General features: G+C 62.4%; 11 protein-coding genes and 1 pseudogene. 7 read left to right on the top strand and 5 right to left on the bottom strand.

Annotation, left to right across the window (positions count from 1 at the left end):
- The 3 genes from AVO45_RS05605 to argE form a co-directional block, all read left to right on the top strand.
- Positions 1 to 971: aminotransferase class III-fold pyridoxal phosphate-dependent enzyme (locus AVO45_RS05605; RefSeq protein ID WP_068344957.1), on the top strand; the 971-nt coding region annotated here is incomplete at its 5' end.
- 10 nt (positions 972 to 981) lie between these two features.
- Positions 982 to 2,166: a M24 family metallopeptidase gene (locus tag AVO45_RS05600; protein WP_068344956.1), complete on the top strand. Its 1,185-nt coding sequence runs from the start codon at positions 982 to 984 to the stop codon at positions 2,164 to 2,166.
- 3 nt (positions 2,167 to 2,169) lie between these two features.
- Positions 2,170 to 3,336 (top strand): acetylornithine deacetylase, encoded by a 1,167-nt coding sequence (gene argE, locus AVO45_RS05595; RefSeq protein ID WP_068344955.1) that lies wholly within the window; start codon positions 2,170 to 2,172, stop codon positions 3,334 to 3,336.
- A gap of 80 nt (positions 3,337 to 3,416) precedes the next feature.
- On the opposite strand, the gene AVO45_RS05590 is transcribed toward argE, so the two are convergent.
- Positions 3,417 to 3,893 carry a MarR family winged helix-turn-helix transcriptional regulator gene (locus AVO45_RS05590; RefSeq protein ID WP_068344954.1) on the bottom strand — a complete coding sequence of 159 codons (477 nt, stop codon included), beginning with the start codon at positions 3,891 to 3,893 and terminating at the stop codon, positions 3,417 to 3,419.
- 214 nt (positions 3,894 to 4,107) lie between these two features.
- Here AVO45_RS05590 and ectA point away from each other — a divergent pair, with 214 nt between their 5' ends.
- From ectA to AVO45_RS05570, 4 genes are all read left to right on the top strand, one after another.
- Positions 4,108 to 4,638 carry a diaminobutyrate acetyltransferase gene (gene ectA / locus AVO45_RS05585; protein ID WP_068344953.1) on the top strand — a complete coding sequence of 177 codons (531 nt, stop codon included), beginning with the start codon at positions 4,108 to 4,110 and terminating at the stop codon, positions 4,636 to 4,638.
- Between the two features lie 63 nt (positions 4,639 to 4,701).
- Positions 4,702 to 5,991: a diaminobutyrate--2-oxoglutarate transaminase gene (ectB, locus tag AVO45_RS05580; RefSeq protein WP_068344952.1), complete on the top strand. Its 1,290-nt coding sequence runs from the start codon at positions 4,702 to 4,704 to the stop codon at positions 5,989 to 5,991.
- Between the two features lie 4 nt (positions 5,992 to 5,995).
- Positions 5,996 to 6,388: an ectoine synthase gene (locus tag AVO45_RS05575; RefSeq protein ID WP_068344951.1), complete on the top strand. Its 393-nt coding sequence runs from the start codon at positions 5,996 to 5,998 to the stop codon at positions 6,386 to 6,388.
- A gap of 32 nt (positions 6,389 to 6,420) precedes the next feature.
- Complete coding sequence (locus AVO45_RS05570; protein WP_082688679.1) at positions 6,421 to 7,857, top strand: aspartate kinase; 1,437 nt, start codon at positions 6,421 to 6,423, stop codon at positions 7,855 to 7,857.
- Between the two features lie 55 nt (positions 7,858 to 7,912).
- Here the strand turns inward: AVO45_RS05570 and AVO45_RS19670 are convergent.
- From AVO45_RS19670 to AVO45_RS05555, 4 genes and pseudogenes are all read right to left on the bottom strand, one after another.
- A pseudogene (locus tag AVO45_RS19670) lies at positions 7,913 to 8,500 on the bottom strand (DDE-type integrase/transposase/recombinase).
- A gap of 40 nt (positions 8,501 to 8,540) precedes the next feature.
- Positions 8,541 to 9,236 carry an RraA family protein gene (locus AVO45_RS05565; RefSeq protein WP_068344963.1) on the bottom strand — a complete coding sequence of 232 codons (696 nt, stop codon included), beginning with the start codon at positions 9,234 to 9,236 and terminating at the stop codon, positions 8,541 to 8,543.
- Positions 9,236 to 9,928 carry an alpha/beta fold hydrolase gene (locus tag AVO45_RS05560; protein WP_068344950.1) on the bottom strand — a complete coding sequence of 231 codons (693 nt, stop codon included), beginning with the start codon at positions 9,926 to 9,928 and terminating at the stop codon, positions 9,236 to 9,238. The genes AVO45_RS05565 and AVO45_RS05560 overlap by 1 nt, the downstream gene beginning before the upstream one ends.
- On the bottom strand, positions 9,925 to 11,049 hold the full coding sequence (locus AVO45_RS05555; RefSeq protein ID WP_068344949.1) for a cobalamin-independent methionine synthase II family protein: 1,125 nt from the start codon (positions 11,047 to 11,049) through the stop codon (positions 9,925 to 9,927). The genes AVO45_RS05560 and AVO45_RS05555 overlap by 4 nt, the downstream gene beginning before the upstream one ends.
- Positions 11,050 to 11,051: the final 2 nt, after the last annotated feature.

Here is an 11,051-nt window from a genome sequence, read left to right as displayed (position 1 = left end):
ACATCCTCGGACGGCCCGAGAAAAAGAAGATCATCTCGCGTTGGCGGGGCTATCATGGGTCGGGTCTCATGACCGGCTCGCTTACCGGGCTTGAGCTGTTCCACAACAAGTTCGACCTGCCCCTGGCTCAGGTGATTCATACCGAGGCGCCCTACTATTTCCGCCGCCCGGACCCGGCGCTGGACGAAGCCGGGTTCGTTGCCCATTGCGTGACCGAGCTGGAGGCGCTGATCGATCGCGAAGGGGCCGACACGATTGCCGCCTTTGTCGGCGAGCCGGTGCTGGGCACGGGGGGGATCGTTCCACCTCCTGCCGGGTACTGGGAAGCCATTCAGGCGGTGCTTGAAAAGCACGACATTCTGCTGGTCGCCGATGAGGTCGTCACCGGATTTGGCCGGCTGGGCACGATGTTCGGCTCCGAGCATTACGGGCTACGCCCGGATCTGATCACGATCGCCAAAGGGCTGACTTCGGCCTACGCACCGCTTTCGGGTTCCATCGTTTCCGAAAAAATGTGGAAGGTTCTGGAACAGGGCACCGACGAAAACGGCCCGATTGGCCACGGCTGGACCTACTCTGCCCATCCGATTGGCGCGGCGGCCGGGGTTGCCAACCTGAAGCTGCTGGATGACCTCGGTCTGGTCGAAAACGCCGGGACCGTGGGGGCATACCTGAATGCGGCCATGCAGGACGCGTTGGGGGATCATCCCAACGTCGGCGAGGTGCGCGGCGAGGGCATGCTGTGTGCGGTCGAGTTCGTGGCCGACAAGGCAACCCGCACCTTCTTTGATGCCGAAGCAAAGATCGGCCCGCAGATAACCGCAAAACTGCTGGAGCAGGACAGCATCATCGCCCGAGCCATGCCACAGGGTGACATTATGGGCTTTGCGCCGCCCTTCTGCCTGACACGGGACGAGGCGGACAGGATCGTCGCAGCGACCGCGCGCGCGGTCCGAGCGGTTCTGGGTTGAGGAGGCGTCCATGTCGCATGCCAACGCACCATTCAGCCAGGCGGAGTATCAGCGCCGCTTGGCCAAAACCCGCGCCGCCATGGCGCGGGCGGGATTGGATGCAATCTTTGTCACCGATCCGTCCAACCAGGCCTGGCTGACCGGCTATGACGGCTGGTCCTTCTATGTCCATCAGGGCGTAATTCTGACGATGGAGGGCGAACCGATCTGGTGGGGGCGCTACATGGACATGATGGGTGGGCGCCGCACCTGCTGGATGCAGCATGACAACATCCTTGGATATGCCGACCATTTCGTTCAATCGACCGACGTCCACCCGATGCAGGATCTCGCGGTCCATTTCAAAGCGCGCGGTTTGGACAAGGCCCGGATCGGCGTCGAGATGGAGAACTACTACTACTCGGCCAAGGCGAATTCGGTTCTGGTCGCAGAGATGCCGGACGCCGAGTTTCAGGACGCCACTGCGCTTGTGAACTGGCAAAGGTTGGTCAAGTCCGACGATGAGATCGCCTTTATCCGCAAAGCGGCGCGGATCACCGACAAGGTGGTCCGGACCGCGATCGACCGCGCCGCGCCCGGCGTGCGCAAGAACGACCTCGTGGCCGACATCATGCATGCCGGCATCACCGGAATCGGCGACGACTGGGGCGACTATCCGGCCATCGTTCCGCTGACACCATCCGGCCTTGACGCAACCGCTGCCCATCTGACCTGGAACGGCGCCCCCATGCGCGAGGGCGAGGCAACCTTTTTCGAGCTCTCGGGGTGCTACCGCCGCTATCACGCGCCGCTGTCGCGAACGGTGTTTCTGGGCCAGCCACCTGATGACATGCTGCGCGCCGAAGAAGCGCAGCTGGAAGGTATCGCCGCGGGACTGGAGGCCGCGCGCGCAGGAAACCGCACCTGTGACATCGCCAATGCCTTCATGAGCGTTCTGGAAAAACACGGAATCGAACGGTCGGGGCGCATGGGGTATCCCGTCGGCCTCAGCTACCCGCCCGACTGGGGCGAACGCACGGCTTCGATCCGCAGCGAAGATGAAACGGTTCTGGAGCCCGGCATGGTGTTCCATTTCATGCCGGCGCTCTGGATGGAGAGTTGGGGGTTGGAGACAACCGAAACCATCCTGATCCGAGACACCGGCGCGGCTGAACCGCTGTGCAGCATCGACCGCAAGCTATTCGTAAAGACCTGATCCATGCTTGAAGAGACCAAGCGCATTCTGAGCGACCTGATCGCCTTTCCCACGGTTTCTGTCGACAGCAATCTGGCGATGATTGGATACATCGCGGATTATCTGGATGCGTGCGGTGCGCAGGTTGAGATCTTTCACGACCCCACCGGCCTGAAGGCCAATCTGTTCGCCACCCTTGGCCCGGATGTCGATGGCGGGCTGGTCCTGTCCGGGCATTGCGACGTGGTTCCCGTCGCGGACCAGGACTGGTCTTCGGACCCCTTTGAACTGGTTGAACGCGATGGGCATCTGTACGGGCGCGGAACCTGTGACATGAAGGGATTCGTCGCCGCAACCCTAGCCATGGCGCCGCAATTCGCCCGGACGCCCCGCAAGGCGCCGATCCACTTTGCCTTTACCTACGACGAGGAAACCGGCTGTGTCGGCGCGCAGCACCTGACGCGCCTACTGGCCAGGCGTGGACGCCACCCAGCGATGGCCATCATCGGTGAGCCGACGATGATGCGCGTGATCGAAGGTCACAAGGGCTGCTACGAATACACGGTCCGGTTTCAGGGGCTGGAGGGGCACGGATCGGCCCCGGATCTTGGGGTGAATGCCGTTGAATATGTCGTGCGCTATGTGGCGCGACTTCTGGAGTTGCGCGAGCAACTGAAATCCATGGCGCCCGAAGACAGTCGCTTTGATCCGCCCTGGACGACATTGAATGTCGGCGCGCTGCATGGTGGCAGCACACACAATGTCATCCCGCCAAAGGCGCAGGTCGCGTGGGAAATGCGGCCGGTTCAGCCTTCGGATGCGGATTTCGTCAAACAGGCGATGGCCGAGTATTGCAACGATACGCTGCTTCCTGCCATGCGGGCGGTGCACCCCGAAGCCCGCATCGAAACCGAGATCATCGGCGAGGTTGCCGGGTTGGTCCCGGTTGAGGGCAACGAGGCTAGACGCCTCTTGTCAAGACTGACCGGAGCAAATTCGGCAGATCTTGTGCCCTTCGGAACCGAAGCCGGAATCTTTCAACAGCTTGGAATGGACGTGGTGGTCTGCGGCCCCGGCAGCATCGAGCAGGCCCACAAGGCGGATGAGTTTCTTTCCGTCGATCAGTTGTCGAAATGTCTGGAGCTTTTGGAAAAGGTAGATCAGGCCTTCGCGACAGACGTGGCCGACTGACGACGTTGCCGTCGCTGACCGAAGCCGTGCGCCAACCCGGTTTCAGGCTCCACGCCACGGGTGCATTGGACAGTCTGGCGCTATGACAAAGTCAGCGATTCACCGGTGTCCAAAACCGGAGCCGCATCTATATCCTCGGCGTCCAGCATCGCAGCGACCCGCTCAAGCGCGGCGATCAATGCGGCCTGTTCCCAATCCTCCAAGGCGTCGAACTTCCTCACGAACCGTTGCTGCAGCGGGTCCGGTGCCTGGGCGATCGCCTGCTTGCCCTTCTCGGTAATCACGATGTTGGTCTGCCGCCGGTCGGTCTGCGACTTTACTCGCTGCACCATGTCCTGACGGACCAGCTTGTCGACCAGCGAGGTCACGGTCGCCTGCGAAATACGCATGCGCTGCGAGATGGCCGTAGCCGTGCATTGGCCGGTCTCGGCCACGATCTGCAGAACCCTGAACTGGGCGGCGGTCAGCCCCACGGATTGGGCCAGTTCCCGCCCGAACAGGTCGGTGGCGCGCAGAATACGGCGCAAGGCAACAAGGCTGGCATCGATACGGTCCATCACTCGTTACTGGCAGAGGCGACCCGGATTTTCAATATCCGGCCCGAGTAATTATTATTCGTATTTCGAATTATTTCACACTGCCCAAATCTGCGCCAAGTAGTGGTTTTCAGCACGTTTTGGGCGATTCTCCGCAAAATATTGAGTTCGGGTTGAAACTTGAAGCCGGCACTGTTACTTAGCTTTTCAAAGCAACAGAAAGGCAGTGAGATCCATGAAGCACGCAAGAGAGTTGTTCAAGAAGCCAACCCCTCAGATCCGTCAGCCCGCCGCCGAAGACGGTGCGGCCATCTGGGAACTGGTGCGGGCGTGCAAACCGCTCGATGAGAACTCGATGTACTGCAACCTGCTTCAATGCGATCACTTCAAGGACACATGCGTGGTGGCCGAGTTGGACGGTGAAATCGTCGGCTGGGTGTCCGCCTATGTCCTGCCCTACGACCCAGAAACGGTGTTCGTCTGGCAGGTCGCCGTGGCCGAGAAGGCGCGCGGGCTGGGCTTGGGTACGGTGATGCTGAGCGCCCTGCTGAAGCGCGATGCCTGCCGCGATGTGACCAGCCTGCAGACCACCATCACTCGCGACAACGCGGCCTCGTGGGCGCTGTTCCGCAAGTTCTCGAAATCCCGCGATGCGATCCTGAAAAGCCAGCCCTATTTCACCCAGGCCCAGCATTTCAAAGATCGTCACAGCACCGAATACATGGTCACGATCGACCTGCCGCAGGCCGCGAAACTGGCGGCCTGACCGGGGCGCAAGCAGATGTGGCGCCTGCCTCTTTACCCCCTTCCAATCCCAAAAGGACTTGATATGCCGACTGATACGTCAGCCGAAGCAACTGTATTCAAACGTCGTGAATCCAAGGCGCGCAGCTATTGCCGCAGCTTTGACACCATCTTCACCCGGGCGCAGGGGTCCGAGCTGACCGACGCCGAGGGCAAAACCTATATCGATTTCCTGTCGGGCTGTTCGTCGCTGAACTACGGCCACAACGACACCGATATGAAGGTCGCGCTGATCGAGCACATCACCTCGGACGGACTGGCCCACGGCCTGGACCTGCACACCGATGCCAAAGCCGAGTTTCTGGAGACCTTCGAGCGCCATATCCTCAAACCGCGCGGCATGGATCACAAGGTGATGTTCACCGGCCCGACCGGCGCCAACGCGGTTGAGGCGGCGTTGAAACTGGCGCGCAAGGCGACGGGCCGGAACAACATCATCGCCTTCACCAACGGCTTTCATGGCGTGACGATGGGCGCTTTGGCCACCACCGGAAACGCGTATCACCGCGAAGGCGCGGGAACCACGCTGAACGGCGTGACTCGGATGCCCTATGACGGGTTCTTTCCGGGCGATCACGATTCCGCCGATTTCCTCGAAGCCATGCTGAACGACAGTTCCAGCGGAATCGACGCCCCGGCGGCCATTCTGCTGGAAACCGTTCAGGGCGAAGGCGGTCTGAACGCGGCCAGCCCGGAATGGGTGAAACGCGTGGCGGCGCTGGCCCGCGAACATGGCGCCTTGCTGATCATCGACGATATCCAGGCCGGCTGCGGCCGGACCGGCGGGTTCTTCTCGTTCGAGGACATGGGCATCACCCCCGATATCGTGACGTTGGCAAAATCGGTGTCAGGCTTTGGCCTGCCGATGGCCCTGATGCTGGTGCGGCCGGAATACGACCTGTTCGGCCCGGCCGAGCACAATGGCACGTTTCGCGGAAACACCCATGCCTTCGTCACTGCCCGCGTGGCGATCGAGAAATTCTGGTCGGATGACACGTTCCGCAAACAGACCGACGCCAAGGCGCGGATCCTGACCTCGGCCCTGGCCGAAGTGGCCGCGCTGGTGCCCGGCGCCCGGCTGAAGGGGCGCGGCATGATGCAGGGTGTCGATTTCCAGTCCGGCGATCTGGCGGCCGATATCTGCAGCCGCGCGTTCGACCGGGGCCTGATCATCGAAACCTCGGGCAGCGAGGATCAGGTGGTCAAGGTGCTGGCACCGCTGACCACCCCCGGCGAGACCTTCCGACGCGGGCTAACGATCCTGCTGGATGCCACGTGGGACGCGATGGAAACCAAGAAAATGGCGGCGGAGTAAGATCATGATTGTACGCGATTTCAACGACATCATCCAAAATGACCCCGACCGGGTCGTCTCGGATGCGCAGTGGTCATCGGTGCGGATGCTTCTGGCCCAGGACGGGATGGGGTTTTCCTTCCACATCACCTTTCTCGAGGAAGGGTCCGAGCATACGTTCGAATACAAGAACCACTTCGAAAGCGTCTATTGCATGCAGGGGTCCGGCTCGATCACGGATGTCGCCACCGGCGAGACCCACCACATCCGGCCGGGGGTCATGTATGCGCTGGACAAACATGACCGTCACATCCTGCGCGCCGACGAAGAGCTGGTCATGGCCTGCGTATTCAACCCGCCGGTCACCGGCAAGGAAGTGCACCGCGAAGACGGCTCTTACGCATTGGAATCCACCTGAAGAGGCCCCGGCACAAGCCGGGTGAAACATTCGTGACTTTTCCTGAACATACCGTCGAAAAGATCGGCGGCACATCGATGAGCCGTGTCCGCGAACTGCGCGATACGCTGATCATCGGCGACCGCAAGGGCGCGGACCTGTACCGCCGCATCTTTGTGGTCTCGGCCTTTGGCGGCATCACCAACCTGCTGCTGGAACACAAGAAATCGGGCGAGCCGGGCGTCTATGCCCTGTTTGCCAATGACGACAGCGATCACGGCTGGCTGGACGCGCTGACCCGCGTGGCCGACGCGATGTCCCAGGCCCACAACGCGGTTCTGGACAACCAAGGCGACCGCGCTCTGGCCGAAGATTTCGTGCGCGACCGTATCGAAGGCGCCCGCAGCTGCCTGTTCGACCTGCGCCGCCTGTGCTCGTACGGGCATTTCCGCCTGTCCAGCCAGATGATGATCGTGCGCGAGTTGCTGGCCGGGCTGGGCGAGGCGCATTCCGCCTTCGTCACCACGTTGATGCTGCGGCGCGCCGGGGTGAATGCGCGGTTCGTCGATCTCAGCGGCTGGCGCGACGAAACCGAATATTCGCTGGAAGAACGGATTTCGCGCGCCCTGGCCGATGTGGACCTGACCCGCGAATTGCCCATCGTCACCGGTTACGCGCAGTGCCGCGAAGGGTTGATGCGCGAATATGACCGGGGGTATTCCGAAGTCACGTTCTCGAACATCGCGGCCCTGACCAAGGCGACCGAGGCGATCATCCACAAGGAGTTCCACCTGTCCTCGGCCGACCCGGCCCTGGTGGGGGCGGACGCCGTGCGCAAGCTGGGGCACACGAATTACGATGTCGCCGACCAGCTGTCGAACATGGGGATGGAGGCCATCCACCCCAACGCCGCCAAGATCCTGCGCCAATCCAATGTCGCCCTGCGCGTCACCAACGCGTTCGACCCGGCCGATCCCGGCACGCTGATCGACGATCAGCCCGCCCAGCAACCGGCGGTCGAGATCATCACCGGCCTGGACGTTGTGGCGCTGGAACTGTTCGAGCAGGACATGGTGGGCGTCAAAGGCTATGACAGCGCAGCACTCGAGGCGTTGAAACGCCACAAGGTGCGCATTGCGTCGAAAACCTCGAACGCCAACACGATCACACATTATGTCGAAGCCTCGCTGAAGACGGTGCGGCAGGTGATCACCGACATGGAACGCGCCTTCCCGTCGGCCGACATCAATGCCCGCTCGGTCGCGATCGTGTCGGCGATCGGCCGCGACCTTTCCGGGCTTGGCTGTTTCAGCGCCGGGTTGCGGGCGCTGGAGGACGCAGGCATCGACGTGATCGCCGCGCACCAGACAACGCGCAGTGTCGACATTCAGTTCGTCGTGCCGCGGGATGCCGTCGAAACCGCGATCAAGGCGCTTCATTCCACCTTGATCGGATCAACTGAAGCCACAAAGCTCGATGAAGCCGCATGAGGGGTGCCGCCAGACCAATTCGAACTCGTCTCTATGAGGGCAGGATCACTACACCTTATCCGGCGAAGAGACCGCGCCGCTCGGCGAGAGCGGCGGCGCAGTTCACCCTGAAATTTGGTCTTGAGGAGAGGCGTGCCCCGAGTTGAACAGGTTGTAGCCCGAGGCATGGGCGGATGCGAATTTCCGTGAACTTTGCATCCGCCGAAGGCGCATTATCCCCCGCTTGCGCATTGCTTTCCTTAGGAATTTCAACCTAGCGTTCTTGTCACGCGCCTTCGTGCAAGGCTCTTCACGATTTCGCCTTCGTGACCTACGGCCCGCCACAAATAGTGACCTTTCCCATCGATTTTCACGAACATCTCGTCGAGATGCCATCGCCAGCAGCCAGACCTCATCCCCGCAATTCGTGGATTTCTGATGCAAGCATCGGACCAAAGCAGAGCCACCAATACCGAACCGCTTCGTAGCGGAGATCGACACCGTGCTCATGCAGCAGACCCTCGACGTTTCTGAGCGAAAGCGGAAAACGAGCTTACATCACGACCGCCCAACGGATGATTTCCGGGCTACCGTGGAGGTCCTGGAACGGGTCTCTTTCGGTCGCGCCGGGAGGCTGCGAAACCGCCCTGCCCGCCTCAACCAGAGTCCTTCCGACAAAGCTCCCACGTCTGCTCCCGGCACCTTCAGGTTCGAGCCGCTTCAAACTGGGCCCACGCCTTTTCGAACGCTTCAAAATCAAAACCCGGTTTGCGCGCCGGTTCGAGGATCAGCTTCTCAGTGTCCAGCAATTTGTGAATGGCGGTTTCAAGTTGGTCGATGACTTCGGCGGGCACGACCACCGCACCATGACGATCCGCATGGATCAGGTCCTGGGGCCGGACCGTCAGGCCGAAAATGGAAACCGTCGTGTCGATCTCGCGGACGTGGACAAAGCCATGGCTGGGGCCGATCGACCCGGCGATCACGGGAAAGCCCGGCGGCAAGTCACCCAGATCGCGCATCACCCCGTTGGTCAGCGCCCCCGACAGGCCCAACCCCTTGTGAACCGTGGTGTTGATCTCGCCCCAATAGGCCCCGATGCAATCGGGATAGTCGAGGTCTTCGATCACCGCGACCGCGGGCGACGGGGCCGCTGCCATGTATTCATAGTAGGCCATCCGGCGCTGGCGGATGATCTCGGGCACCTCGGCCGGCGGATGCACGGCGGCGATCCTGGCGGTGCGGGCATAGCCGACGACCGGCGGCTTGGTCGGGGCCGAACACAGCATGGTGCCGCGCGTGAACCCGTCAAAGCCGCGCTTGCCTTGGGCCACTTCGATCGCGTTGCAGACGGTGGGAGTATCGACCTGACGCAGCAGGGTCAAAAGGGACGGTGTCATCATTCCTCCAGCCAGCGGCGCAGGGCCGCCGTTGTTTCCTCGGGTTGTTCGAGCGTCGGCAGATGCCCCGCGCCCTCGATCACGGTCAGGGTGCTGTTGGGCAGCAGGCCGTGCATCAGTTCGTGCCGCTCGACCGGACACAGCGCGTCCTGCCGCCCGCACAGAACCAGCGACGGCCCGGCATAGGACCGCAGAGTCTCGGTCTGGTCCGGGCGGTCCATCAGGGCGCGGGACTGGCGCAGAAAGACATCCGGCCCAAGATCCATCGCCATGGCCATGCACAGATCGAGGATTGCGCCCTGACGCGGACCATCGGCCAGATAGTTCGGCTTCATCTCGTCGCGCATCACGCGCCGCAGCTCGCCCTGCTCGACCGCCGCCATCTGCGGGATGCGACGGGCCTTGACCTCGGGCCGTTCCGCCAGAGGGTTGGTATCGAGCAGCGCCAGCCGCGCGACCCGGTCCGGTGCCTGACGCAGGACCTCCATCGCGACGATGCCTCCCATCGACAGGCCCGCCAGCGCAAACCGGTCGGGGGCACAGGCCAGCACGTCGGCGGCCAGCGCCGCAACGCTGTCATGCGCGGTCAAGGGCACGGTCAAAAGGGGTGTGGTGCCCGACAACGCCTCGATCTGCGGGCCGAACAGGCGCGCGTCGCACATCATGCCGGGCAGCAGAACCAGCGGGGTCATTTCACCAGCGCCGCTCCCTCGGCCAGCGCGGCCAGCTTGGCATAGGCGATCTGCGGATCGACGGCCCCGAACCCGGCGAAGGTGCCGAACCCGCAATCGCTGCCGGCGATCACGCGGTCGGCGCCCACGATCTCGGTGAAGCGGCGGAGCCGCTGCGCCACCAGTTCGGGGTGTTCGACGAAATTGGTGGTGGTGTCCACGACCCCCGGCACTAGGATCTTGTCGTCCGGGATCTCGGCCCTGCGGTCGCGGAACACTGTCCATTCATGGGCGTGGCGCGGGTTCGAGGTTTCGAACAGAACATAGCGCGATTTGGTCGCCATCAGTGTCGGGAATACCTTGTCCATGGCGATGTCGCAGCAATGCGGGCCTTCGTAGTTGCCCCAGCAGATATGCACGCGCACGCGGTCCTGCGGCACGTTCTGCAGGGCGTGGTTCAACGCCTCGACATGCAGGTTGGCGACCTTGACGAACTCATCATCCGACAGGTCGGTGAACAGCATGTGGCGCGACAGGGCCAAGTCGGGGCAATCGAGCTGCAGATCCAACCCGGCGGCCACGATGGTTTCGTATTCGTCCTTCATGGCGTCGGCCAGCGCGGCCAGGTAGGCCTCGCGCGTGGGGTAATGCGCGTTCTGCAGGAACAGAGAGATCACGCCCGGCGAAGCGGCGTTCATGAAACCACGCTCGACCCCGTGCAGCGCCATGGCGGATTTCAGGTTGGCGATGTCCTTGTTCAGCTCATCCTGCCCCTTGGACCGAACCTCGCCCGTGCATTGCGGACGGGCGTATTGCGGGTGGCCGCCCTCGTCCGCCAGCCGTTGCAGAAAGCTGGGGAACATCTTCAGATCGGCGGGCGCGTTGCGCGGGCTGTCCCCGGAAAAGCCGGTATAGCGATCCTTGACATAGGTCGCGTACGAGATCTTCGAGGTCTCGCCGTCGCTGACGATATCGACCCCGGCCTCGACCTGCTTGCGCACCGTTTCGGATACAGCCTCGGCCATGCAGGCATCGAAGGCGGCAGGATCATGGGGTTCGCCCCGTTCACGGGCGAAGATGAAATCCACCACCTCCTGCGTGCGGGGCAGAGAGCCCACATGGGTCGTTCGAATCCTTGTCATGC

The sequence above is a fragment of the Ruegeria marisrubri genome (assembly GCF_001507595.1).
In the GTDB taxonomy this organism is placed as follows: domain Bacteria; phylum Pseudomonadota; class Alphaproteobacteria; order Rhodobacterales; family Rhodobacteraceae; genus Ruegeria; species Ruegeria marisrubri.
Note: the sequence above shows the minus strand (reverse complement) of the source record. Positions and strands in the feature narration are given on the sequence as shown.